Source organism: Xenorhabdus khoisanae (genome assembly GCF_001037465.1).
Classification (GTDB): domain Bacteria; phylum Pseudomonadota; class Gammaproteobacteria; order Enterobacterales; family Enterobacteriaceae; genus Xenorhabdus; species Xenorhabdus khoisanae.
Window position 1 is genome coordinate 39,128 of the sequence record NZ_LFCV01000018.1, and the last position, 25,422, is coordinate 64,549.

18 protein-coding genes are annotated in these 25,422 nt (G+C 43.1%); 17 read left to right on the top strand and 1 reads right to left on the bottom strand.

Translation table 11 applies throughout. The annotated features are described in order from the left end of the window. Window positions 1-88: 88 nt before the first annotated feature. From ansB to kdsB, 11 genes are all read left to right on the top strand, one after another. Window positions 89-1,132, top strand: a complete 1,044-nt coding sequence (ansB, locus tag AB204_RS03295; RefSeq protein ID WP_047961957.1) for an L-asparaginase 2 — start codon at window positions 89-91, stop codon at window positions 1,130-1,132. A 662-nt stretch (window positions 1,133-1,794) separates the two neighbouring features. Further along, complete coding sequence (serC, locus tag AB204_RS03305; protein ID WP_047961959.1) at window positions 1,795-2,883, top strand: 3-phosphoserine/phosphohydroxythreonine transaminase; 1,089 nt, start codon at window positions 1,795-1,797, stop codon at window positions 2,881-2,883. A gap of 109 nt (window positions 2,884-2,992) precedes the next feature. Then, window positions 2,993-4,279, top strand: coding sequence for a 3-phosphoshikimate 1-carboxyvinyltransferase (gene aroA / locus AB204_RS03310; RefSeq protein WP_047961960.1), 1,287 nt, complete (start codon window positions 2,993-2,995; stop codon window positions 4,277-4,279). A 155-nt stretch (window positions 4,280-4,434) separates the two neighbouring features. Beyond that, a complete protein-coding gene (cmk, locus tag AB204_RS03315) occupies window positions 4,435-5,121 on the top strand; it encodes a (d)CMP kinase (RefSeq protein ID WP_047961961.1) in 687 nt (228 codons plus the stop codon). Between the two features lie 193 nt (window positions 5,122-5,314). Further along, window positions 5,315-6,988, top strand: coding sequence for a 30S ribosomal protein S1 (rpsA, locus tag AB204_RS03320; protein ID WP_047961962.1), 1,674 nt, complete (start codon window positions 5,315-5,317; stop codon window positions 6,986-6,988). Between the two features lie 74 nt (window positions 6,989-7,062). Continuing rightward, a complete protein-coding gene (gene ihfB, locus AB204_RS03325; protein ID WP_045969974.1) occupies window positions 7,063-7,353 on the top strand; it encodes an integration host factor subunit beta in 291 nt (96 codons plus the stop codon). 223 nt (window positions 7,354-7,576) lie between these two features. Next, the gene (locus tag AB204_RS03330) at window positions 7,577-9,922 is read left to right on the top strand and encodes a ComEC family protein (protein WP_047961963.1); all 2,346 of its coding nucleotides are present in this window, start codon (window positions 7,577-7,579) and stop codon (window positions 9,920-9,922) included. A gap of 35 nt (window positions 9,923-9,957) precedes the next feature. Further along, window positions 9,958-11,706, top strand: a complete 1,749-nt coding sequence (gene msbA, locus AB204_RS03335) for a lipid A ABC transporter ATP-binding protein/permease MsbA (protein WP_047961964.1) — start codon at window positions 9,958-9,960, stop codon at window positions 11,704-11,706. Then, window positions 11,703-12,683: a tetraacyldisaccharide 4'-kinase gene (gene lpxK, locus AB204_RS03340; protein WP_047961965.1), complete on the top strand. Its 981-nt coding sequence runs from the start codon at window positions 11,703-11,705 to the stop codon at window positions 12,681-12,683. Before msbA ends, lpxK begins: the two co-directional genes overlap by 4 nt. A 148-nt stretch (window positions 12,684-12,831) precedes the next feature. Next, the gene (locus tag AB204_RS03345) at window positions 12,832-13,011 is read left to right on the top strand and encodes a Trm112 family protein (RefSeq protein ID WP_047961966.1); all 180 of its coding nucleotides are present in this window, start codon (window positions 12,832-12,834) and stop codon (window positions 13,009-13,011) included. A gap of 3 nt (window positions 13,012-13,014) precedes the next feature. Then, window positions 13,015-13,764 (top strand): 3-deoxy-manno-octulosonate cytidylyltransferase, encoded by a 750-nt coding sequence (gene kdsB, locus AB204_RS03350; RefSeq protein WP_047961967.1) that lies wholly within the window; start codon window positions 13,015-13,017, stop codon window positions 13,762-13,764. Between the two features lie 85 nt (window positions 13,765-13,849). Here kdsB and elyC read toward each other — a convergent pair whose 3' ends face one another. Then, window positions 13,850-14,713 carry an envelope biogenesis factor ElyC gene (elyC, locus tag AB204_RS03355; RefSeq protein WP_047961968.1) on the bottom strand — a complete coding sequence of 288 codons (864 nt, stop codon included), beginning with the start codon at window positions 14,711-14,713 and terminating at the stop codon, window positions 13,850-13,852. Window positions 14,714-14,881: 168 nt separating this feature from the next. On the opposite strand from elyC, the gene cmoM reads away from it, so the two are divergent. The 6 genes from cmoM to ldtD all read left to right on the top strand — a co-directional run bounded on the left by cmoM (window position 14,882) and on the right by ldtD (window position 25,125). Continuing rightward, window positions 14,882-15,667: a tRNA uridine 5-oxyacetic acid(34) methyltransferase CmoM gene (cmoM, locus tag AB204_RS03360; protein WP_047961969.1), complete on the top strand. Its 786-nt coding sequence runs from the start codon at window positions 14,882-14,884 to the stop codon at window positions 15,665-15,667. Continuing rightward, window positions 15,664-16,986, top strand: coding sequence for a chromosome partition protein MukF (gene mukF, locus AB204_RS03365; RefSeq protein ID WP_047961970.1), 1,323 nt, complete (start codon window positions 15,664-15,666; stop codon window positions 16,984-16,986). The genes cmoM and mukF overlap by 4 nt, the downstream gene beginning before the upstream one ends. Then, the gene (mukE, locus tag AB204_RS03370; RefSeq protein ID WP_047961971.1) at window positions 16,967-17,749 is read left to right on the top strand and encodes a chromosome partition protein MukE; all 783 of its coding nucleotides are present in this window, start codon (window positions 16,967-16,969) and stop codon (window positions 17,747-17,749) included. Before mukF ends, mukE begins: the two co-directional genes overlap by 20 nt. Continuing rightward, the gene (mukB, locus tag AB204_RS03375; RefSeq protein WP_047961972.1) at window positions 17,746-22,239 is read left to right on the top strand and encodes a chromosome partition protein MukB; all 4,494 of its coding nucleotides are present in this window, start codon (window positions 17,746-17,748) and stop codon (window positions 22,237-22,239) included. Before mukE ends, mukB begins: the two co-directional genes overlap by 4 nt. A gap of 197 nt (window positions 22,240-22,436) precedes the next feature. Continuing rightward, window positions 22,437-23,150, top strand: a complete 714-nt coding sequence (aphA, locus tag AB204_RS03380; RefSeq protein WP_047961973.1) for an acid phosphatase AphA — start codon at window positions 22,437-22,439, stop codon at window positions 23,148-23,150. 256 nt (window positions 23,151-23,406) lie between these two features. Continuing rightward, a complete protein-coding gene (gene ldtD / locus AB204_RS03385; protein WP_047961974.1) occupies window positions 23,407-25,125 on the top strand; it encodes a L,D-transpeptidase in 1,719 nt (572 codons plus the stop codon). Window positions 25,126-25,422 lie beyond the last annotated feature (297 nt).

Below are 25,422 nucleotides of genomic sequence, written 5' to 3' on the forward strand. Positions count from 1 at the left end.
CTATCAATTCACAAAAATTATTGTTAATTAGAGTTTATTTATTCTTAGTTTACATAATAAAATAGCTTTTTTTACAAGAGGTTGAATAATGAAAAAGACTAAAATAACAGCAATAGCCGGTTTTCTGGCTTTAGTTAGCGGTTCTGCTTTTGCTTTGCCAAATATTACTGTTTTGGCAACTGGCGGCACGATTGCCGGGGGTGGTGAATCTGCAACTCAATCTAGCTATACTGCAGGTAAAGTCGGTGTTGATTCATTGCTGAACGCAGTTCCGGCAATCAGAAATATTGCTGATTTGAAAGGCGAGCAAGTTGTCAGTATTGGTTCGCAAGACATGAACGATCAGGTTTGGTTGGCTCTGGCGAAAAAAATCAATGCTGATTGTGATAAAACCGATGGTTTCGTTATCACCCATGGTACTGATACCATGGAAGAAACGGCTTACTTCCTTGATTTAACGACTCAATGCCAAAAACCTATCGTGATGGTTGGTGCTATGCGTCCATCCACCGCTTTGGGTGCTGATGGCCCATTGAACTTGTACAACGCGGTTGTTGTTGCTGCGGATAAAAACTCTGCAAACCGTGGCGTTTTGCTGGCGATGAATGATTCCGTAATTCATGGTCGTGACATCGGTAAATTGAGCACAACGGAAGTTCAGGCATTTCAGGCTGTAAATTCCGGTGCACAGGGTTTTGTTCATAACGGCAAAGTTAACTACTATTCCGCAGCGCCAGTAAAAACTAACAAAGCGGCTTTTGATGTTAGCAAATTGGAAGAACTGCCAAAAGTTGGCATTGTTTATAACTACTCCAACGCATCTGATCTGCCAGCGAAAGCTTTCGTTGAAAATGGTTATCAGGGCGTCATTAGTGCGGGTGTAGGTAACGGTAACATCTATAAATCTATTTTCGATACGTTGACTAAAGCAGCTAAAGAAGGTGTTGTTGTTGTTCGCTCCAGCCGTATTCCTTTTGGTTACACGACCCAGAATGCTGAAGTTAACGACAGCAAATATGGATTTGTAGCGTCTGAGCGTCTGAACCCACAGAAAGCGCGTGTTCTTCTGCAATTGGCGCTGACTCAGACTACTGATGTGACAAAAATTCAGGAAATGTTCAGTAAGTATTAATTCCTGATTTAATTATATAAAAAGGCGCATTTAATGCGCCTTTTTATATTCTAATTTTTAATTCTACTGACTAAGTTAGAAAATTTATTTCCCACAACTATTTTGAAAATCTTGAATTCTCTTTTCTGTTCATCAGTATTTTTTTGAGTGAAGTGTTCAGCGCCATCATGAAAATTAAGAATACTTACTTTTCCTCTGGAATAGGCTTTTTCCAAATCGCTCTTTAACCACTCCATTGATGTTTTTATATATTATTGATGCAGCATAATGATCTAATGTAACCCAATAAGTTGGATAGTTCTGTAATTGGACATAATGGATATTGTCTATTTCTGATGCCATATTATCTACAGACAATCTTATTTTATTAACCTACTAAAAAATATTATTTTAAAAATTATTTACTTAACGAATACGTTGTCTTTATTCAAATGATTAAGTATTGATCTTGGTTTTAACTAAAAGATTTTATTTATCAATTTTTACATATTAATTGACATGAACTATTTTTAATATTCCGACTATTAATAAGATAGCTAATTGACCTATTTTACAATAAATTGCAACAATTTTCTAATAACCATTGCAGCAGCAGAGCGGGAGTGATAAAACCAATATGTCCGATTTTATTTGTATCCATTGATAGGGTGAGGTTGAGGTTAATGAGTCAGGTATATAATTTCAGCGCTGGTCCAGCTATGTTACCAGCAGAAGTATTGCGCCGTGCAGAACAGGAGCTTTGTAGCTGGCACGGTCTAGGAACATCGGTGATGGAAATTAGCCACCGCAGCAAAGAATTCATAGCGGTTGCGGCAGAAGCAGAAAAAGATCTTCGAGATTTATTAGCGATACCTGAGAATTATAAAGTGCTTTTTTGCCATGGCGGGGCTCGTGGGCAATTCTCAGCATTGCCACTGAATTTACTGGGTGACAAAACAACAGCAGATTATATTGTTAGTGGCTATTGGTCTGAATGTGCAGCGAAAGAAGCAGAAAAATATTGCACACCAAACGTCATTGATATCAGGGTAGAAACAGATGGCATAGCCAGTGTGAAGCCGATGAATGAATGGGCTTTGAGCAGTGATGCCGCTTATATCCATTATTGCCCTAATGAAACGATTGAAGGCGTTGCAATTTTTGAAGAACCTGATTTTGGTGATGATAAAATTGTGATTGCCGATTATTCTTCAACCATTCTTTCTGCACCCATTGATGTTAGTCGTTATGGCGTCATTTATGCCGGTGCACAAAAAAATATTGGGCCAGCAGGAATTACCGTGGTCATTATCCGTGAAGACCTATTGGGTAAAGCACACAAACATACTCCATCCATTTTGGATTATACCGTGCAAGCTCAATGCAACTCTATGTACAACACACCACCCACATTTGCATGGTATCTGTCTGGCATGGTATTCAAGTGGCTGAAAGAGCAGGGAGGGCTGCAAGAAATCAAAAAACGCAATCATGCAAAAGCAGAATATCTCTATCGTGCCATTGATAATAGTAATTTGTATATCAACCGGGTTGCACCTCAAAACCGTTCTATCATGAATGTTCCATTCCAACTGGCTAATCCGGCGCTGGATGGCAAGTTTTTGGAAGAAGCGTACGCAAGTGGACTACATGCATTGAAAGGACACAAAGTTGCGGGTGGTGCTCGTGCTTCCATTTATAACGCTATGCCTTATGAAGGTGTAAAAGCGTTGGTTGAGTTTATGGCTGATTTTGAACGTCATAACGCATAATGTTTTTCTTCATCGGGAGGATAGAATCTCCCGATATTAATTTTCTCGATTTATCCCACAAACCAAATTAAAAATATAGTGTGTTAAAAACCGGAGACACCTCTCTATTATGCAATCCCTGACGTTACAACCTATTTCCCGTATTAGTGGAACAATTAACCTGCCCGGCTCTAAGAGTGTTTCCAATCGTGCTCTGCTACTCGCTGCTTTTGCTAAGGGAACGACCCGGCTCACTAATTTATTGGATAGTGACGATATTCGCCACATGCTTAATGCTTTGACTGCATTAGATATTTCCTATCGCCTGTCCACTGATCGCACCATTTGTGAAGTCGATGGTATTGGAGAGCGTATTACGGGTAAAAGTGGGCTAGAACTGTTTTTGGGTAATGCTGGTACAGCAATGCGCCCATTGGCAGCGGCACTATGCTTGGGCGGCAATAATGTAGTGTTGACCGGTGAACCACGAATGAAAGAGCGCCCAATTGGTCACTTGGTGGATGCACTGCGTCAAGGTGGGGCAGAAATTGTCTATCTTGAACAGGAAAATTATCCGCCATTGCATATCAAGGGCGGATTTTCTGGAGGAAAAGTTACCGTAGACGGCAGTGTTTCGAGTCAATTCCTGACAGCCTTGCTAATGTCTGCACCACTGGCAGATAACGATACAGAAATCCATATCCAAGGTGATTTGGTTTCTAAACCTTATATTGATATTACGTTGGCGCTGATGAAAAGCTTTGGCGTGACGGTAAGTAATCACCAATATCAGACTTTTTACATTAAAGGGCAGCAACAATATTTGTCTCCGGGGCAGTATTTAGTAGAAGGAGATGCTTCATCCGCATCTTATTTTCTGGCAGCGGCGGCGATTAAAGGCGGAACGGTGCGTGTTACAGGTATTGGCAGAAATAGCCTGCAAGGGGATACCAAATTTGCCAATGTACTGGAGAAGATGGGCGCAATTATTCGTTGGGGTGATGATTTTGTTGAATGCGAGCATGGTACATTAACTGGCATTGATATGGACATGAATGCTATTCCTGATGCCGCCATGACTATTGCAACAACGGCTCTGTTCGCTCAGGGAGAAACGGTTATCCGCAATATCTATAACTGGCGGGTAAAAGAAACGGATCGACTCAATGCAATGGCGACTGAATTACGCAAAATAGGTGCAGAAGTAGAAGAAGGGCATGACTATATCCGCATAATTCCACCCAAAAAACTCAACCATGCTGAAATTGAAACCTATAATGATCACCGAATTGCGATGTGTTTTTCGCTGGTGGCCTTGTCGGATATTCCAATCACCATTCTTGATCCAGGTTGTACGGCAAAAACATTCCCTGATTATTTCAATCAACTTGAAAAGCTCAGTCAAAATACAAAATAGACAGGAATAGTGTTTCATAGACAGGAATAGTGTTTCGCTCATCTGCTGAGTGCGTATAATAAGACAGACTTTTTATTGCTTGTTAATTGAGCAATTCCCGCATTCGGTAGATGACCTGTCTGTTGTGCGAATGTTATGCGAAAAGGAGGAGAATGATGGCGGCGATAGCCCCTGTAATAACCGTTGATGGGCCAAGTGGTGCTGGCAAGGGAACACTGTGCCAGGCATTGGCAGAAGCGTTAAATTGGCAATTACTTGATTCAGGTGCCATTTATCGTGTGCTGGCACTGGCTGCTATCCACCATCAGGTAGATATCCAGTCTGAAGACGCCCTGGTTCCTCTGGCTGCCAATCTGGATGTTCGTTTTGTGCCTGCAAATGGCAAGCTTCGGGTCATTTTGGAAGGCGAAGATGTCAGCAATGAAATCCGTACTGAAACTGTCGGGAATACGGCTTCGCAGGCAGCAACATTTCCGCGTGTCCGTGAAGCGCTCTTGCGTCGTCAACGGGCTTTCCGCATCTCTCCTGGTCTGATTGCGGACGGTCGTGACATGGGAACGGTTGTGTTTCCTGATGCGCCAGTGAAGATATTTCTTGATGCAAGTGCGGAAGAACGCGCCCGTAGACGCATGTTACAGTTGCAGGAGAAAGGTTTTAGTGTTAACTTTGAACGCCTTTTGTCCGAAATACAGGAACGAGATTTCCGTGACCGCAATCGGGCAGCTGCGCCATTAGTGCCTGCACAAGATGCATTGATCTTAGATTCGACCAGCATGTCTATCGAAGAAGTGATTGATAAAGCACTGACTTATGCGAAAAATGCGCTGGAAATACCAGCATAAGCATTAATTTTCGCGAATATGCTATTGCAGTAGCATATCAAGAAGATGTATATAGAATTCTGGTGTGTGGGTAGTGAAATATGCTGGCATACCAAAACACCTTGTAACAGGGAGACGTTGCGAGGTATGTAAAACAACCCCATTCGGCCGGATGCTAAATGGACGTTAATTAAAAACCTTGAAGATCATTAACATGACAGAATCTTTTGCTCAACTCTTTGAAGAATCCCTACAGGCTATTGAAACTCGTCCAGGTGCAATCGTACGTGGTGTTGTAGTTGCTATCGATAAAGACATTGTATTGGTTGACGCAGGTCTGAAATCTGAATCTGCAATTCCTGTAGAACAATTCAAAAACGCTCAAGGCGAGCTGGAAATCCAAGTTGGCGATGAAATCGACGTAGCTCTGGATGCGGTAGAAGATGGTTTCGGTGAAACTATCCTGTCCCGTGAAAAAGCAAAACGTCACGAAGCATGGCTGATGCTGGAAAAAGCATACGAAGAAGCTGAAACTGTCACTGGTGTTATCAATGGCAAAGTTAAAGGCGGCTTTACTGTAGAACTGAACGGTATCCGTGCGTTCCTGCCAGGTTCACTGGTTGACGTTCGCCCAGTTCGTGACACTGCTCACCTTGAAGGCAAAGAGCTTGAGTTCAAAGTCATCAAGCTGGATCAGAAACGCAACAACGTAGTTGTTTCTCGTCGTGCTGTTATCGAATCTGAAAACAGTGCAGAGCGCGATCAGCTGCTGGAAAATCTGCAAGAAGGCATGGAAGTTAAAGGTATCGTTAAGAACCTGACTGACTACGGCGCATTCGTTGATCTGGGCGGCGTTGATGGCCTGCTGCACATTACTGATATGGCTTGGAAACGTGTTAAACATCCAAGCGAAATCGTCAATGTGGGCGATGAAATCACAGTTAAAGTACTGAAGTTCGACCGTGAGCGTACTCGCGTATCTCTGGGTCTGAAGCAATTGGGTGAAGATCCATGGGTAGCAATCGCTAAACGTTATCCAGAAAGTACTAAACTGACTGGTCGCGTAACTAACCTGACTGACTACGGCTGCTTCGTTGAAATCGAAGAAGGCGTTGAAGGTCTGGTACACGTTTCAGAAATGGATTGGACCAACAAAAACATCCACCCATCCAAAGTTGTTAACGTTGGTGATGTTGTGGAAGTTATGGTTCTGGATATCGATGAAGAACGTCGTCGTATCTCCCTGGGCCTGAAGCAGTGTAAATCTAACCCTTGGCAGCATTTTGCTGAGACTCACAACAAAAACGACCGCGTTGAAGGTAAGATCAAGTCTATCACTGACTTCGGTATCTTCATCGGTCTGGACGGCGGCATCGACGGTCTGGTTCACCTGTCTGACATCTCCTGGAACGTTGCAGGCGAAGAAGCAGTTCGTGAATACAAGAAAGGCGACGAAATTGCTGCTGTAGTTCTGCAAGTTGATGCAGAGCGTGAGCGTATCTCTCTGGGCATCAAACAACTGGCAGAAGATCCATTCAACAATTACCTGTCTGTAAACAAGAAAGGTGTAATTGTTACTGGTAAAGTAACTGCAGTTGACGCAAAAGGTGCTACAGTTGAATTAGCTGACGGCGTTGAAGGTTACCTGCGTGCATCAGAAGCTTCTCGTGACCGCGTTGAAGATGCAACTCAAGTTCTGAACGTTGGCGATGAAGTTGAAGCTAAATATGTTGGCGTTGACCGCAAGAATCGCGTAATCAACCTGTCTGTTCGTGCGAAAGACGAAGCTGATGAAAAAGACGCTATCGCTTCTGTGAACAAACAAGAAGATACGAACTTTGCTAACAACGCAATGGCTGAAGCTTTCAAAGCAGCTAAAGGCGAATAATCTAAGTCAATAACGGCGGGTAATATTCTCTTAAACGATAATATTACCCGAATACGGTAGTTTAGGGAGGTACTATGACCAAGTCTGAATTAATCGAAAGACTTGCAGAGCAACAATCTCACATGCCGGCCAAAGCCGTTGAAGATGCAGTGAAAGAAATGCTTGATCATATGGCTGAAACATTAGCCGCAGGTGAACGTATTGAGGTTCGCGGATTCGGCAGCTTTTCTCTTCACTACCGCGCTCCGCGTGTGGGTCGTAACCCTAAAACGGGTGATAAAGTGGAATTGGACGGCAAATACGTTCCCCACTTTAAACCGGGTAAAGAGTTACGTGACCGCGTGAATATCTATAGCGATAGCTAAGATATCAGTTATTACTTAATTAAATTAACGGTACCTTAGGGTGCCGTTTTTTTGTGTATCTGATTTTTGCGAAGAGAATCGCATTACCTTGAGAGTTGTTTCTGCTGCCTGAAAATTAATTTGCGAAGCGATTCCATAATGACATTCATCCGGCTGGTGGTGATATTGATTATGCAATAGGCTTTCTTGCGTGAATGGAATATCAACGCAGAGGCATAAATGGATGCAGCCTATAATTTTTTATATCTTTAATTTTTTATACAGTACTTGGCGAAAAAAAACACCCATTATCAGTTTGAATTTGGTTGCGCTAGCCGTTGTATTGGGAATTTTTCCTTTATTATTCCTTTCTGAACTCCCTCAACAAAAGATCATAAATTTCCTGATTTTTATTGCAATTTTATCTTTCTTTTTGCCTTATAAGTTCATTCGAGTGATGACCATAGGATTATGGGCATTTATTTTCGGTTGCTGGCATGGTCACCAGATATTAGCGAAAATCACTTATTTCAGTGAAACTGTCCGCACTGCAACAGTCATGATTGATAGCGTATCTCTAGAAAATAAAACGAAAGAGAATGAGCAAAAGGCACGTTATCGCATTCGGTTGATTGAAAGTGATGGAAAATATATTTTCCCCGCTTTATACGCATCGGTATTATGGAATTCACAAGAGCAGCTATGCGCCGGCCAAAAATGGCAGGTTACAATGAAACTCAGACCTGTTCATGCTCAATTAAATCATGGTAGTTATGATAACCAGCGATATTCACTTTCTATTCGCCAGCCGTTAAATGGAAAAATTATTAAGGCGAAATTACTCAATAGAAATTGTAGCCTTCGACAAGACTTCATTAGTGAGCTTCTGCCAGAAATTCAGTCATTAAAACATGCAGGGATCGCGTTGGCGCTTTCGTTCGGCGAAAGAGCTTGGTTGGATAAACCCACTCGTTTGCTATTACAGCAGACAGGTATTGCACATTTAATGGCAATTTCAGGGCTGCATATTGCAATGGCCAGCTTATTTGGTTGGAGTTTTGCAAGAATGGCACAATTTTTCTTTCCTGCAAAATGGATTGGATTTCGCTTCCCATTAATTATGGGCTGGTTAACTGCCGTGCTGTATGGGTGGTTATCTGGATGGGGTATTCCGGCTATTCGGGCAATATTGGGGCTAACACTGTGGGTTTATCTGAGATGTAAAAATAGGCTTTGTTTTTCATGGCAATGGGCTTTATGGAGTGCCGCGCTTATTTTATTTTTTGATCCTTTAGCAATACTTTCCGATAGCTTTTGGCTTTCGTTTACCGCAGTGATGGCACTGCTATTTTGGTTTCACTGGATGCCCTTGCCAGAAAGAATTCGTTATGGTTGGAAATGGGTTTGGCTGCGTGGATTGCATATGCAATTGGGAATGATGTTAATGTTGTTGCCGTTGCAGCTTCTATTATTTCAGGGCGTTAATATTTCATCATTGGTTGCTAATCTATGGGCTGTTCCAATTATTTCTTTCTTATCTGTGCCATTAGTGATGTCAGGATTAGTTTGTGTTTTTATTCCCATTATCCAACCGTTCTTATGGCAACTTGTTGATTACAGTGTTTCTTTTGCTTTGGCTCCTTTATCCATTTTAACGCAATCATGGGTTGAAACAGGGCATTACCCTATCGTTATTACGCTTGCCGGCTGGTTTTTTGTTGTCATTTGGCGTCTTGGTTGGTGGAAGTCTTATAAAGGGTTATTGGGAGTTTCAATTGGCATTATTGCTAGTTATTCAATACGCTCTGATGAGCATCAATGGCGTTTTTCCATGCTGGATATTGGTCACGGACTGGCGGTAGTTATTGATAAGGGCGGGAAAGCGATTATTTTCGATACAGGAAATCGTTGGGAAACAGGTAGCATGGCAGAGAAAATTATCGTGCCTTATTTGCGTTGGCATCGATTAACGCCAGAGCAAATAATCCTGAGTCATGATCATTTGGATCATACCGGAGGAGTAGAGCACCTCAGGGACAACTATCCTGATATTCAAATTAGAAGTCCTTTGCTGAATCAATCTCATTTACCTTGTGTTCGTGGTAAACAGTGGATATGGCAAGGGCTGAATTTTAAAGTTCTCTGGCCGCCAGAAAAAGCAACTGTCGTTGGAAATAATCAATCTTGCGTGATTCGCATTGATGATGGTAAATACAGTCTGTTATTAACAGGTGATTTGGAGAAACAGGGAGAATATCGCTTATTGGAACTTGAGAAGGGCGAACTGAATGCCACAATATTACAAGTTCCCCATCATGGGAGTAATACTTCCTCTACTGCGATATTTATACGTAAAGTCATGCCTGAATATGCGTTGACTTCAGTTGCACGCTATAGCCCGTGGAGATTACCTTCCGCTAAAGTAAAACAACGTTATAAAAATGCGGGTATTCAATGGAGTAGCACCGCAGTTTCTGGTCAAATAACCGGCTATTTTTATTTTGATCACATTAAATTAGAAGGTTATCGACAACAAATAGTATCACGATGGTATCATCAGTGGTTTGGTATTCGCGGTGATCATGAGTAGAATGAGCCGCTATTTCTTTTGGTTTTGGTAACTCAATAATGAATGATAAAGACCTTTCTACCTGGCAGACCTTTCGCCGATTGTGGCCGATCATCACACCATTTAAGGTCGGGCTGTCAGTTGCGGCGGTTGCACTAATTATCAATGCTGCCGGTGATACATTAATGCTTTCCTTGTTAAAGCCTTTGTTGGATGAGGGTTTTGGTAAGGCAGACATTAGCGTATTGAAGTGGATGCCACTGGTTGTTATCGGATTGATGCTGTTACGTGGCATATCTGGTTTTATATCAAGTTATTGCATCTCTTGGGTATCTGGCAAAGTGGTTATGCAGATGCGTCGGCGCCTGTTCAACCATATGATGGGCATGCCAGTTTCCTTTTTTGACCAGCAATCTACGGGAACATTACTTTCACGCATCACATATGATTCAGAACAGGTTGCTTCTTCCTCTTCTGGCGCATTGGTGACAGTCGTTAGGGAAGGGGCATCAATTATTGGCCTGTTTATCCTGATGTTCTATTACAGCTGGGAGCTTTCCCTCATTTTGATTGTGATTGCGCCGATCGTTGCAGGTGTTATTCGCCTTGTTTCCGTGCGTTTTCGTAATATCAGTAAAAATATGCAGAATAGCATGGGAATGGTGACGACCAGTGCCGAACAGATGTTGAAAGGGCATAAAGAGGTTTTAATATTTGGTGGTCAAAAAGTTGAAACGGAGCGTTTTAACAAGGTCAGCAACCATATGCGCCAGCAAGGCATGAAAATGGTTTCTGCTGATTCTATTTCAGACCCGATTATTCAGCTTATTGCTTCATTTGCATTGGCGTTTATCCTGTATGCGGCCAGCTTCCCTGAAATTATGGGGGCTTTGACAGCAGGAAAAATTACTGTTGTGTTTTCATCCATGATTGCCTTGATGCGTCCATTGAAGTCACTGACTAACGTTAATGCACAATTTCAACGCGGTATGGCGGCTTGCCAGACTTTGTTTGCCATTCTGGATATGGAACAGGAAAAGGATAATGGCAAACTGGAAATCAAAAAAGCAAAAGGCAATATCGAATTCCGTGATGTGACTTTCTGCTATCCAACCAAAGATCATCCAGCCTTGAAAAAGATTTCAATGACGATACCAGCAGGCAAAGCAGTCGCATTGGTTGGTCGTTCTGGATCAGGTAAATCGACAATCGCTAATCTCCTCACCCGTTTTTATGACGTGAATGACGGGGAAATTATATTGGATGGTCATGATCTGCGCGAATATACGTTGGCTTCACTGCGTAATCAAATTGCGTTGGTATCGCAAAATGTGCACCTGTTCAACGATACTGTCGCTAATAACATTGCTTACGCCAGCGAAGGACAATTCAGCCGTGAAGAGATCGAACGTGCAGCGGAAATGGCCTACGCAATGGACTTTATCAAAAAACTGGATAACGGCCTTGATACCATGATAGGTGAAAATGGTGTTTTGCTTTCCGGTGGTCAACGTCAGCGTATCGCTATTGCCCGTGCTTTATTGCGTGATTCGCCAATTCTGATTCTGGATGAGGCAACTTCAGCATTGGATACTGAATCTGAACGTGCGATTCAAGCCGCATTGGATGAATTGCAGAAAAACAGAACCTCATTGGTGATTGCTCACCGTCTTTCCACTATTGAAAATGCTGATGAAATTATCGTCATTGAAGATGGTAATATCCTAGAACGAGGCAACCATGTCGCTCTATTGGAGCACGAAGGCGCATATGCTCAATTACATCGGATGCAGTTTGGTCAATGATTGAAAAGATATGGTCAGGCCGTTCATGGCTTTATATTGCACTATTACCCTTATCAGCCCTTTATGGGCTGGTAAGCGGTTTACGTCGTTTAAGCTATAAAATGGGGTTGAGTCGCTCTTGGAAAGCGCCTGTACCTGTCATTGTAGTCGGTAACTTGACGGCAGGGGGAAATGGCAAAACCCCTGTTGTTATTTGGCTGGTAGAGCAGTTGCAACAAAAAGGCTATCGAGTTGGTGTTGTTTCCCGTGGCTATGGAGGGAAATCGGAACATTATCCTCTGCTGGTGACAGATGACGTGACTACAGCACAGGCGGGAGATGAGCCTGTTTTGATTCGTCGTCGTACTGGTGCGCCTGTTGCAGTTGCTCCAAAACGTGCTGATGCTATTGAAGCATTATTGGCTCATGTCCCTATTGATATTGTAGTTACGGATGACGGTCTCCAACATTACGCTTTACAGCGTGATTATGAGATTGTGGTGATTGATGGTGTTCGTCGTTTTGGTAATGGTTGTTGGCTACCCGCAGGGCCGATGCGGGAACTGGCCGGGCGCTTGAATACCGTCAATACCATTATTGTTAATGGTGGAACGGCTCAGGCAGGGGAATTGCCGATGACTCTGAAAGGGGAATTAGCCGTTAACCTGTTAACGGGAGAGATGCGAAACGTCACTGATATTCCAAATGCAATTGCAATGGCAGGGATTGGTCATCCTCCGCGTTTTTTTGCGACCTTGCAACAATTAGGTGCAAATCTACAGGAAACCCATGCTTTTGCTGACCATCAACCTTATGAAAAATCTCAGTTACTGGCTTTAACGAACAGTGATCAAAATCTGCTGATGACAGAAAAAGATGCGGTAAAATGTATCCAATTCGCTCAGCCTAACTGGTGGTATTTACCCGTCAATGCTGTTTTGCCAGAAGAGGAAGGGCAAAAAGTACTGAATGAGATTCGAGCCTTGATCCCAAAGTGAACCATTCATTCAGAGTATCGGGAAACCATGGCAAGGCAACGACACAAACAGCAAAACAATATCTAACAAAATAACAGAGTTAACGGTGAGACATCGCTTGTGGTATTCTGAGCCGCATTAAATTGAAGGCCCGTCATTTGGGGGATATATGGATCACCGTTTACTCGAAATCATTGCTTGCCCGGTATGTCATGGCAAGCTCAGTTATGATAAAGAAAACTTTGAACTGATTTGCAAATTTAACCGCCTCGCATTTCCTGTCCGTGATGGTATTCCTGTGTTGTTAGAGCATGAAGCACGCGTTTTGCCTACAGAGGAAAACAAGTAACCTATGTTTACCGTTATCATTCCAGCTCGTTTTTCTTCAACGCGCTTGCCCGGAAAACCACTGGCCGATATTCACGGCAAGCCGATGATTGTACGTGTTATGGAACGGGCAGCCCGTTCTGGTGCTGCCCGGGTTATTGTGGCAACAGATAATCAAGACGTTTTTGATGCGGTGATTGCCGCAGGCGGTGAAGCCTGTATGACAAGCGAAAACCATCATTCAGGTACAGAACGCTTGGCTGAAGTTATCGATAAATATCAATTTGCCGATGATGAAATCATTGTGAATGTTCAGGGTGATGAACCTCTTATTCCAGAACAAATCATCAAGCAAGTAGCTGATAATCTGGCTGGCAGTGATGCTGGAATGGCAACACTTGCTGTGCAAATTAAAGATGCAGAAGAAGCATTCAATCCCAATGCTGTTAAAGTTGTTATGGATGCTAAAGGTTATGCGCTCTACTTTTCCCGCGCTACCATTCCATGGGAACGTGACCGTTTTATGCAGTCAAAAGAGACTATCGGAGATAATTTCCTGCGCCATATCGGAATTTATGCGTATCGGGCAGGGTTTATCCGGCGTTATGTTCAATGGACTCCAAGTCCGTTGGAAAATATTGAGATGCTCGAACAATTACGGGTGCTTTGGTACGGTGAAAAAATCCATGTAGCAAAAGCATTGCAAGCGCCGGGTGCAGGTGTGGATACTCCAGAAGATCTGGAAACAGTTAGAAAAGTTTTTGCAGCTCTCTGATCTCTATTGGCATGAGCATTAATTGAATGTGCTTTAAAAGAGAATGCCGTATAGCGGCATTCTCTTTTTTCAGTTTTGTTCTTTTCTATTTGGCGATATTTTTCTCACTATTTTTAGGCTGAGGCTCTGCTGGCTTTTCAGTGTCTATGTCTTTACTAATCGGTTTAATAGCTTGCCAGATACGCCCTAATGTCTCATACCAAGCTCGTTCTGTGTGTGAGAAATAATAGGAAGAAGGGATATATTTTTCCCATGGATAGAGCGGTGTTGTGACAGCCAATTGGTTGGCCGGGGCTGCGATGGGGTGTAGGCCGCGTTGTTCAAAGAATCTCATTGACCTTTCCATATGGTTGGCAGATGTGACAAGAATAAAAGATTGCTTCCCGACGACTTTTTCTACCTCAGCAGCTTCTTCTTCTGTATCCAAAGGTTTTTTCAATGCTATGGTGTCTTCTACAGGAATACCCATAGATTGTGCTACCATAGCAGCAACTTCTGCATTGCTAATTGAATTTACGCCCTTACCGCCTGTGAAAATCATTTTAGCGCCAGGATTAAGATGATATAACCGAATGCCTTCAGTAACTCTGGGTAAGCTGTTACTGGTAAGGTTAGCACTGGGTGCCCACTTAGGGTTATAAGTAAAGCCTCCGCCGAGAACGACAATATATTTTACGGGGGCGATGGAGGTAGTATCAGCTATAGTGTCAGATGTGGTTTTAGGCTCATAGCGTTGAACATATTTCCCTTCAATAGGAAGTAAGAGCTTGTCGGCAATAGGCTGTAAACTAAATAAAAGTAATGCAAGCCAACTCAGTGATAAAATAGTTTTTCCCGTTTTTTGCCAGCGGGTGAACCACAGTAATAGCAACGCAATGAAAGAGGCGATAATAATCAGCGGCAAAGGCATTAGCAGCGAGCCGATATATTTTTTTAGCAGGAATAGCATTGATAGGCCTTTGTTTGGTTAAATTACAGCCGTGCAGGGGCGAATTTAAGGCTAAAAGTAGTTAATTAAATGATTACTGTGCCAAAATAACAGTAGCAAAAATAGCAGTAGATAGCATAACTACTCAATAGATAAATTAAACTCAGCTTATAAGTGGGGCAGTTTTTCATGCGGGATCGCAATTTCGATGATATTGCAGACAAATTTTCGCGTAATATTTACGGCACAACCAAAGGTAAAATCAGGCAGGCCGTTGTCTGGCAGGATATTAACGAATTGCTGAACCATCTACCTCAACGCTCTTTACGCATCCTGGATGCAGGGGGCGGTGAAGGCAATATGGCTTGTCAATTGGCTGAATTAGGTCATCAGGTCATACTTTGTGACTTATCCGAAGAGATGATCCAGCGCGCGAAACACAACGCGGAAGAGCGGGGTGTTCTCCATCAAATGCAATTTATCCAAAGCCCAGTACAGGAAATTCACCAACATATTGAACAGCCGGTTGATCTGATTCTATTTCATGCTGTATTGGAGTGGATTACTGACCAAAAAGATGCAATAGAAACGTTGGGAGATATAATAACGCCCGGTGGTGCTCTCTCATTAATGTTTTATAATGCTAATGGTTTGGTCATGCGTAATGCCATCTTGGGTAATTTCCATTTGGCAACACCTAATATTCAGCGTCGTCGAAAACGTTCTCTATCTCCGCAGAATCCATTAGTACCGGAACAGGTATATCAATGGTTGTCTGAACTTAAGATGGAAATAACCGGTAAAACAGGCGTAAGGGTTTTTCATGATTACCTGCAAAACCGCCAATTACAAAATGCGGATTTTCCGGCGTTGCTTGAACTTGAACAACGTTATTGCAGACAAGAGCCCTATATCAGCCTGGGGCGTTACATTCATGTGATGGCACGCAAGCCTACCTTAAAGAGCGAATTATGAGTGAATATTCCCAGACTGTTCCTGAACTTGTGTCCTGGGCCAGAAAAAATGACTTTTCAATTTCGTTGCCACCAGAACGATTGGCTTTTTTACTGGCCATTGCCGTATTGAACAGCGAACGGCTCGATGGTGAAATGAGTGAAGGAGAGCTGGTGGATGCTTTCCGTGAAGTATGTAAAGGTTTTGAGCAGACTTCTGAGGCAGTATCCGTCAGGGCGAACAATGCCATTAACGATATGGTTCGTCAGAAGCTACTTAACCGTTTTACCAGTGAACTGGCTGATGGCAATGCTATCTATCGTTTAACCCCGTTGGGGATAGGCATTAGTGATTACTATATTCGCCAGCGTGAATTTTCCACGTTGCGCCTTTCCATGCAGCTATCCATCGTTGCCAACGAATTGCATCGGGCGGCTGAGGCAGCCGAAGAAGGTGGTGATGAATTCCATTGGCATCGCAATGTCTTCGCACCTCTCAAATATTCTGTGGCTGAAATTTTTGACAGCATTGATATGTCCCAGCGCTTGATGGATGAACAGCAGGATAGCGTAAAAACTGATATTGCCGCGTTACTTAATCAGGATTGGCAGGCCGCCATTGCCAACTGTGAACAGTTGCTGTCTGAAACTTCCGGCACATTGCGGGAGCTTCAGGACACATTAGAAGCAGCGGGTGACAAATTGCAGGCGAATCTATTGCGCGTTCAGGCGGCTAATATGGATAGTGATGGCTCTGATCTGGTTGATAGACTGGTTTTTGATCTCCAAAGCAAGCTGGATCGTATTATCAGTTGGGGGCAGCAGGCCATCGACTTGTGGATAGGTTATGATCGCCATGTTCATAAATTTATCCGAACCGCCATTGATATGGATAAAAACCGCATTTTTGCCCAGCGCCTCCGTCAATCCATACAACACTATTTTGACAGCCCATGGACGTTGACCATCGCCAACGCAGAGCGTTTTCTGGATATGCGTGATGAAGAACTGACTCTGCGCAATGAAGAGGTAATGGGAGAATTACCGCCAGAAATGGAATACGAAGAGTTCAATGAAATCAACGAACAATTGGCTGAAATGGTTGAACAGGCGCTGGCGGTCTACCAACAGGCAAAACTCCCTCTGGATTTAGGAGCCATCCTGCGCGACTACCTTGCTCAATATCCACGTAAACGCCACTTTGATGTGGCACGTATTCTGGTGGATCAGGCAGTAAGATTGGGCGTTGCAGAAGCAGATTTCTCTGGGTTGCCAGCGGAATGGTTAGCGATTAATGATTACGGAGCCAAGGTGCAGGCACATGTCATCGACACATATTGAACAATTTATGCCAGTTAAACTGGTTCAGGCATTATCCAACGTACTTTTCCCGGAATTAGACAGCCAGCTTCGTTCTGGTCGTCATATCAGTATGGATAATCTTGATAATCATGCTTTTCTGATGGATTTTCAGGAAGAGTTGGAAATGTTTTATGCGCGTTATAACGTCGAGTTAATCCGTGCACCAGAAGGTTTTTTTTACCTGCGTCCCCGTTCAACAACGTTGATCCCGCGATCTGTCTTGTCTGAATTGGACATGATGGTAGGTAAGATCCTGTGTTATCTCTATCTCAGCCCGGAGCGCCTGTCCAATCAGGGGATATTTACTTCTCAAGAATTGTATGACGAGCTGCTGTCACTGGCTGATGAAAATAAGCTGATTAAATTAGTGAACCAACGTTCGACAGGTTCCGATCTGGATAAGCAGAAATTACAGGAAAAAGTACGCACTTCCCTAAACCGCCTACGCCGTCTGGGAATGGTTTATTTCCTGCAAAATGACAGCAATAAATTTACGATTACCGAAGCAGTATTCCGCTTCGGTGCAGATGTACGCAGCGGTGATGACCCACGCGAGGCTCAATTGCGGATGATCCGTGATGGTGAAGCTATGCCGGTAGAATCTATGCCGGTAGAATCTATGCCGATAGAATCTATGCCGATAGAAGCTATGCCGATAGAAAGGGAATCATCGCAGGAAGATAATGAACATGAAGAAGCATCAGAGCATTCAGCAGAAGGTGCGGAGGATGAACAGTCATGATTGAACGCGGTAAATTTCGCTCACTGACGTTAGTTAACTGGAACGGCTTTTTTGCCAGAACGTTTGATCTTGACGAGCTTGTGACGACTTTATCCGGTGGTAATGGAGCGGGTAAATCCACGACGATGGCGGCATTTGTAACCGCTTTGATCCCGGATTTAACGTTACTTCACTTCCGCAATACCACTGAGGCAGGGGCAACCAGTGGTTCACGTGACAAAGGCTTGCACGGTAAACTGCGCGCTGGTGTCTGTTATTCCATGCTGGATGTTGTTAACTCCCGTCATCAAAGGATCATTACCGGGGTTCGTCTACAGCAAATTGCCGGACGTGATCGTAAAGTGGATATCAAGCCATTTATGATTCAGGGCGTTCCTGCATCTATTCAGCCAACCCAACTTTTGACTGAAAATATTAACGAACGTCAGGCAAGAGTTTTGCCATTAAATGAATTGAAAGAGCGCCTTGATGAGATGGAAGGCGTTCAATTCAAACAGTTTAATTCGATTACGGATTACCATTCCCTGATGTTTGATTTGGGGGTAATCCCAAAACGCCTGCGCTCGGCGAGTGATCGCAGCAAGTTTTATCGCCTGATAGAAGCATCACTGTATGGTGGTATTTCCAGCGCCATTACACGTTCATTGCGTGATTATTTATTGCCGGAAAACAGTGGCGTCAGAAAAGCGTTTCAGGATATGGAAGCTGCGTTGCGTGAAAACCGTATCACACTGGAAGCCATCCGCGTCACTCAATCTAATCGCGATCTATTCAAGCATCTCATTACAGAAGCAACGGCTTATGTTTCTGCGGATTATATGCGTCATGCCAATGAACGTCGTGTTCATTTGGATGAAGCGCTGGCCTTGCGCAGTGAATTATTTGGCAGCCGCCGTCAGTTGATTGCTGAACAATACCGTCATGTCGAAATGGCACGGGAATTGACGGAACAAAGCGACGCATCTTCTGATTTAGAAATGGATTATCAGGCTGCCAGTGATCATCTGAATTTGGTTCAGACTGCAATGCGACAGCAGGAGAAAATCGATCGATATCAATCAGATATTGAAGAATTGACCTATCGTCTGGAAGAACAGAGTGAAGTCGTAGAAGAAGCGAAAGAGCTACAGGCAGAATATGAAACTACCTCTGAAGCGGCTGAACAGGAAGTTGATGAGTTGAAAAGCCAGCTTGCTGATTACCAGCAGGCTTTGGATGTTCAGCAAACCCGTGCGATTCAATATCAGCAGGCGCTACAAGCATTAGAGCGTGCCCGTGAACTTTGCCAGCTTCCTGAGCTGTCAATAGAAAATGCTGATGAGTGGCAGGAAACCTATCAGGCCGCAGTGCAACAGGCGACGGAAACTTTGCTGGCACTGGAACAGAAACTGAATGTCGCAGATGCGGCGCATAGTCAGTTCGAGCAGGCTTACCAACTGGTGAAAAACATTGTTGGTGAAGTGAGCCGCAGTGAAGCATGGCAAACTGCCCGTGAATTATTACGTGAATGGCCATCCCAACGCCATTTGGCTGATCGCGTTCAGCCTTTACGTATCCAGTTGGCTGAATTGGAACAGCGCCTGAACAGTCAGAAAAATGCAGAGCGTTTGTTGGAAGAGTTCTGTAAGCGTCATAACCAACAATATCAAGCGGAAGATTTAGAAGCTTTACAGGGCGAATTAGAAGCCCAGTTGGAAGAACTGAGCCTGAATGCCAATGAAAGCGGTGAACGTCGTATACAGATGCGTCAGGAGTTTGAACAGCTCAAGCAGAAGATCCAAGGATTAACTGCGCGCGCGCCAGTATGGCTCGCGGCACAGGAAGCCCTGAATCAGTTGTGTGAACAGAGTAATGAGACGCTTGAAAGCGGGCACGATGTTACTGAATACATGCAGCAATTGCTGGAACAAGAGCGTGAAATCACTGTTGAACGTGACGATGTAGCGGCACAGAAACGTGAGCTGGAAAAACAAATTGAGCGCTTGAGCCAACCAAATGGCGCAGAAGACGGGCGGTTGCTTGCATTGGCGGAGCGTTTCGGTGGTGTTTTGCTATCAGAAATTTATGACGACATTACCATTGATGATGCGCCTTATTTCTCTGCACTGTATGGCCCGGCACGCCATGCGATCGTCGTGCCTGATCTTTCATTAGTTCGCCCACATCTGGAAGCATTGGAAGATTGCCCGGAAGATCTCTATTTGATCGAGGGAGATCCACAATCTTTCGATGACAGCGTATTCCATTTCGAAGAGCAGAAAAATGCGGTTCTGGTGAAATCATCTGAACGTCAGTGGCGTTACTCGCGTTATCCTGAAGTTCCGTTATTCGGACGGGCGGCAAGAGAAAATCGTCTGGAAGCTCTCAGCCTTGAGCGTGATACGTTGGCAGAGCGCTATGCAACACTCTCATTTGATGTTCAGAAAACTCAGCGTGCACACCAAGCGTTCAGTCGTTTTGTGGGCAAACACCTTTCTGTTGCATTTGATGATGATCCAGAAGCAGAAATTCGCAGTCTGAACCAGCGCCGTATTGAACTGGAGCGTGAGTTATCTCAATTTGAAACTCAAACTCAGCAGCACCATCAGAAACTGACTCAAGTAAAAGAAAGTTTGTCAGTATTGAATCGCTTGATCCCACAAATCACGATTTTGCTGGATGAAACGCTGATTGATCGCGTGGAAACAGTTCGTGAAGAGATGGGTGAAGCACAGGACGCAGCACGGTTCCTGCAACAACATGGCAACGCTCTGACTAAACTTGAGCCGCTGGTTGCTGTTTTGCAAAGCGATCCACAGCAACATGAGCAGTTGCAGAAAGACTATGAGACAGCGAAACACAGCCAAAATAAGGCCAAGCAGCAAGCCTTTGCCCTGACAGAAATCGTACAGCGCCGTGCGCATTTCAGTTACAGTGATTCTGCCGGAATGCTCAGTGAAAATTCCGACTTGAACGACAAGCTGCGCCAGCGTCTTGAGCATGCAGAATCTGATCGCAGCCGTGCACGTGAACAATTTCGCCAGCATCAATCACAATGTGCTCAGTTCAACCAAGTATTGGCATCTCTGAAAAGTTCTTATGACACTAAGCAGGATATGCTGAAAGAACTTGAGCAAGAGCTTAAGGATATTGGAGTTCAGGCAGATGCCAACGCAGAAAGCCGAGCTCGTGAACGTCGTGATCAACTCCATGCTGCCGTGAGTACCAACCGTTCCCGCATTAACCAGCTTGAGAAACAAATCGCATTCTGTGAAGCGGAAATGGACAACCTCCAGAAGAAATTGCGCAAATCTGAGCGTGATTATTACCAGAAGCGTGAGCAGGTGGTTTCTTCGAAAGCAGGCTGGTGTGCTGTAATGCGCATGGTGAAAGACAATGGGGTTGAGCGTCGTTTACATCGCCGTGAATTGGCCTATATGGATGGTGATGAATTACGCTCGATGTCGGATAAGGCATTGGGAGCATTGCGTCTGGCGGTAGCGGATAATGAACATTTGCGCGATGCGTTGCGTTTGTCTGAAGATCCGAAACGTCCTGAGCGTAAAATTCAATTCTTTGTTGCTGTTTACCAACATTTGCGCGAGCGTATCCGTCAGGATATTATTCGAACAGACGATCCGGTTGATGCCATTGAACAGATGGAAATTGAGCTGGCACGTCTGACCGAAGAGTTGACCGCTCGTGAGCAGAAACTGGCGATTAGCTCCAAGAGTGTGGCTAATATCATTCGTAAGACCATTCAACGTGAACAAAACCGCATTCGTATGCTGAACCAGGGGTTGCAGGCTGTTTCCTTTGGGCAGGTTGGCGGCGTACGTCTGAATGTGAATGTACGTGAAAGTCATTCTCTCTTGTTGGATATTTTGTCTGAGCAACAGGAACAACATCAGGATCTGTTCAACAGCCAACGTCTGACCTTCTCAGAAGCGATGGCGAAGCTCTATCAGCGTTTGAACCCGCAGATTGATATGGGGCAGCGCTTGCCTCAAACGATTGGTGAAGAATTGCTGGATTACCGTAATTACCTTGAACTGGACGTTGAGGTTAATCGTGGTTCGGATGGTTGGCTCAAAGCGGAAAGCGGCGCACTCTCTACCGGTGAAGCTATCGGTACGGGGATGTCTATTCTGGTTATGGTTGTACAGAGCTGGGAAGAAGAATCGTGTCGTTTACGTGGTAAAGATATTTCACCATGCCGTTTGTTGTTCCTTGACGAAGCCGCACGTTTGGACGCGAAATCAATCGCGACGCTGTTTGAACTGTGTGAACGCTTGCAGATGCAGTTAATTATCGCAGCACCGGAAAACATCAGCCCAGAAAAAGGGACAACCTATAAACTGGTACGTAAAGTCTTCAATAATCAGGAGCATGTACACGTTGTTGGGTTGCGTGGTTTTGGGCAGGATGCCCCGGCGACTGAGCAATTACAGTCACAAGCACTGCAATCACAAGCACTACAGTCACAAACACAATCGATATTGGAAAAATAACGTCAATATCGTCAAATAATGCCTTTGGCAAGGAGGGATATTATGACCTCCTTGCCCTGATATACCCCTTATCTTTTTCCCCCTGACTCTCATCTGATGAGTAGTAACCTTAATCAATTGTGCAGTGTGTCTCGTTTTCATGTGGTAATAACGTTTATTATTTCGGACCGTTATGATTAATATAAAAAGGAATAACGATGCGTAAAGCCACTCTGGCATTCAGTGCGATTGTACTCGCTTTTGGTTTAAACGGTATGGCACAGGCAAAAGTGTTTATGCCGGAGCAAATTGGCTCAGGAGTCACAGCAGCAGATTTGGCTCAACGTCAGGCGGTACATTGGGTTTCTGTTGATCAAATCGAAAAAAGCCTGCAATCCCAACCTCCAATGGCGGTAGGATTTGATATCGATGATACAGTGTTGTTTTCAAGCCCTGGTTTTTTCCGCGGTAAATTGGAATATTCGCCGAATGACAATAGCTATCTGAAAAACCAGGAGTTTTGGGAAAAAATGAATAATGAATGGGATAAATTCAGTATGCCAAAACAAATTGGCATTGAATTAGTTCAGATGCACTTGAAGCGGGGAGATGATATTTATTTCATTACCGGCCGTTCAAAAACCAAAACAGAAACGGTAACCAAATATTTGCAAGAAGATTTACATATTCCTGCTGATAAAATGAATGCTGTTATTTTTGCGGGAGATGAGCCAGGTAAAAATAATAAAATTAGTTGGATGAAAGATCATAAATTGAAAATTTACTATGGTGATGCAGATGCTGATATTGCCGCAGCCCGTGAGTTGAATATCCGTGGCATACGCATTTTGAGAGCATCAAATTCTTCTTATCAGCCTTTACCTAAAGCAGGCCGGTTCGGAGAGGAAGTAGTCATTAAATCTGAGTATTAATCTGAAATTTCAGGATAGTACATTCCAATTAAGGGCACTATAGGTGCCTTTTCCCTTTTTAGAGCCAATATAATTTAATTTATAATAGTGAAAATTTTCTTTTGCTTAGAGTAATTGAGTATGATTGGGTAGGCCCCTATCTTAAGAAGTAATTATGTATATAATTACTACTATTCTTTTCTGATAAAATAGGACTCCTGATAATTAGAATAAGTCATTGAATAGCTGTATGCATAATAAGGTGAGGTGAACTGTTATGGTGAAGAACTCGGTAAGGTTACTGAAAGTCTCTTTTATCTGTAGCGCATTGGCGGTATCAGAAGGAACCTTTGCAACTCAACAAAATGGCTTAGAATCAAGTGGCGTGCAACCATTGACAGGGGAACCAAAAAAAGAGGTTTCGGTTGCTTCATCTGATAAGACTATTCCTATATCTCAGATAAATTTTATTAATGATAATCGAAAGCAGTTACAAAATTGGCTACCGCAACAAGTAAAACCGGTATTCCTTGATCGTTTGGTAACGTTATATACTGCCAATAAAATGAAACCGTTATGGACAGATAAAAAATCCATTCAGCAATTCGAAGATCAATTATTTGAAATATCGTTAGCTGGTTTTCAACCTCAATTTGAAAAATGGTTAGTGCAACTTAATTCTCCAGAATTAAGTGATATTGGGCGTGATGTTATTTTATCTGATGCTATGCTAGGTTATCTCCATTTTATTAACGATGTTAAGAAAAAAGGGGATTCATGGTTATACAGTAAAACACCTTATAAGATTAATTTACCTCCTTCTCATTTAATTGATAAATGGCAGCAACATATCAAAGATCAGAGTACTGAATCTTATATTACAACCTTATCACCCAACCATCCTATGTATGAAAATATGCGTAAGGAGATGTTGGCTCAATTAGCTGATAAGCAACCATGGACGGAGTTTTCGCTGAAAGGCACCCTAAGACCCGGGCAAAGCAGTGAAGGTGTTGTAGCATTAAGAAAAATATTGGTTCGGGCGGGTATGTTGGAGGTATCAGATGCTAAATCTGATAATAAGACTTACGGTAAAGAATTAATCGCTGCGGTAAAACGCTTTCAAACTCTACATGGTCTGTCAGCCGATGGTGTTATTGGCCGATCCACTAAGGTATGGTTAAATACGACACCACAAATTCGTGCTCGCATTATGGCATTAAATATACAACGGTTACGGATTATCCCCGGAAATATTCCTACAGGTATTTTAGTTAATATTCCGAATTATTCGCTTTTTTATTATCTGGATGGAAAGGAAATATTAAATTCTAAAGTCGTAGTTGGCCGCCCTAGTCGCAAAACTCCCATTATGAGTAGTGAATTAAACAATGTAGTGATCAATCCACCATGGAATGTACCTACGAGTATGACTCGCAAAGATATTGCACCAAGAGCGCAGCGTGACCCAAGTTATTTTCGTACCCGTGGTTATACCGTTTTTTCTAGTTGGGGTAATGACGCTAAGGTTATTGATCCTTCATCAATTAATTGGAGCGTAGTTACACCGAGTAATTTTCCTTATCGTATAAGACAAGCACCTGGCCCAACTAACTCATTAGGGCGTTTCAAATTTAACATGCCAAATTCAGAAGCAATTTATTTACATGATACGCCAAATCAGGCTTCCTTTGGTCGGGAAATGAGAGCGGTCAGCTCTGGTTGTGTGCGTGTCAATAAAGCGCCTGAATTGGCTAATATGTTGTTAGGCGATGCTGGTTGGAATAAGGATAAAGTTAGCGGTTCATTGAAAAAATGGGAAACAAAATATGTTAATATTCCCAAAAAAATTCCTGTCTTTCTTTATTATCAAACAGCTTGGGTTGATGATAAAGGAATACCACAATACCGAGCTGATATCTACGGCTATGATGTGAATGCAAGACAACAATCTGAGATTTTACCCAAGATTCTGGCTACCAGAAGTGATTTATGATTTTTATCGTTATTAGTAACATATAAAGGCATAAATTTGACATTCATATCCATCTTATAAACGGTGAAGAAAAAAATAATTTCTTCACCGTTATTTTACTAATTCTTTTTCAGATTTTTTCCTACTATAATGGTTTATTAATAAATTGCGTTTATCTGCGATTAGTAGATTTCTATGGTTCATACGAAAGAAGTCTGTTAACAACATATCGTCATTAAAATTTCATCTATATTTAATATGATTTGTATTCTGTTAGATTGGTCACAATTATAGTCTGGTAAATTTACAGTAATATAC

Coding starts and splice junctions, on each gene's coding strand:
- ldtD (WP_047961974.1), top strand. CDS start 23,407: ATGGTGAAGAACTCGGTAAGGTTACTGAAAGTCTCTTTTATCTGTAGC.
- AB204_RS03330 (WP_047961963.1), top strand. CDS start 7,577: ATGCAGCCTATAATTTTTTATATCTTTAATTTTTTATACAGTACTTGG.
- aroA (WP_047961960.1), top strand. CDS start 2,993: ATGCAATCCCTGACGTTACAACCTATTTCCCGTATTAGTGGAACAATT.
- serC (WP_047961959.1), top strand. CDS start 1,795: ATGAGTCAGGTATATAATTTCAGCGCTGGTCCAGCTATGTTACCAGCA.
- elyC (WP_047961968.1), bottom strand. CDS start 14,713: ATGCTATTCCTGCTAAAAAAATATATCGGCTCGCTGCTAATGCCTTTG.
- ansB (WP_047961957.1), top strand. CDS start 89: ATGAAAAAGACTAAAATAACAGCAATAGCCGGTTTTCTGGCTTTAGTT.
- aphA (WP_047961973.1), top strand. CDS start 22,437: ATGCGTAAAGCCACTCTGGCATTCAGTGCGATTGTACTCGCTTTTGGT.
- mukB (WP_047961972.1), top strand. CDS start 17,746: ATGATTGAACGCGGTAAATTTCGCTCACTGACGTTAGTTAACTGGAAC.
- lpxK (WP_047961965.1), top strand. CDS start 11,703: ATGATTGAAAAGATATGGTCAGGCCGTTCATGGCTTTATATTGCACTA.
- cmk (WP_047961961.1), top strand. CDS start 4,435: ATGGCGGCGATAGCCCCTGTAATAACCGTTGATGGGCCAAGTGGTGCT.
- cmoM (WP_047961969.1), top strand. CDS start 14,882: ATGCGGGATCGCAATTTCGATGATATTGCAGACAAATTTTCGCGTAAT.
- kdsB (WP_047961967.1), top strand. CDS start 13,015: ATGTTTACCGTTATCATTCCAGCTCGTTTTTCTTCAACGCGCTTGCCC.
- mukF (WP_047961970.1), top strand. CDS start 15,664: ATGAGTGAATATTCCCAGACTGTTCCTGAACTTGTGTCCTGGGCCAGA.
- mukE (WP_047961971.1), top strand. CDS start 16,967: ATGTCATCGACACATATTGAACAATTTATGCCAGTTAAACTGGTTCAG.
- AB204_RS03345 (WP_047961966.1), top strand. CDS start 12,832: ATGGATCACCGTTTACTCGAAATCATTGCTTGCCCGGTATGTCATGGC.
- ihfB (WP_045969974.1), top strand. CDS start 7,063: ATGACCAAGTCTGAATTAATCGAAAGACTTGCAGAGCAACAATCTCAC.
- rpsA (WP_047961962.1), top strand. CDS start 5,315: ATGACAGAATCTTTTGCTCAACTCTTTGAAGAATCCCTACAGGCTATT.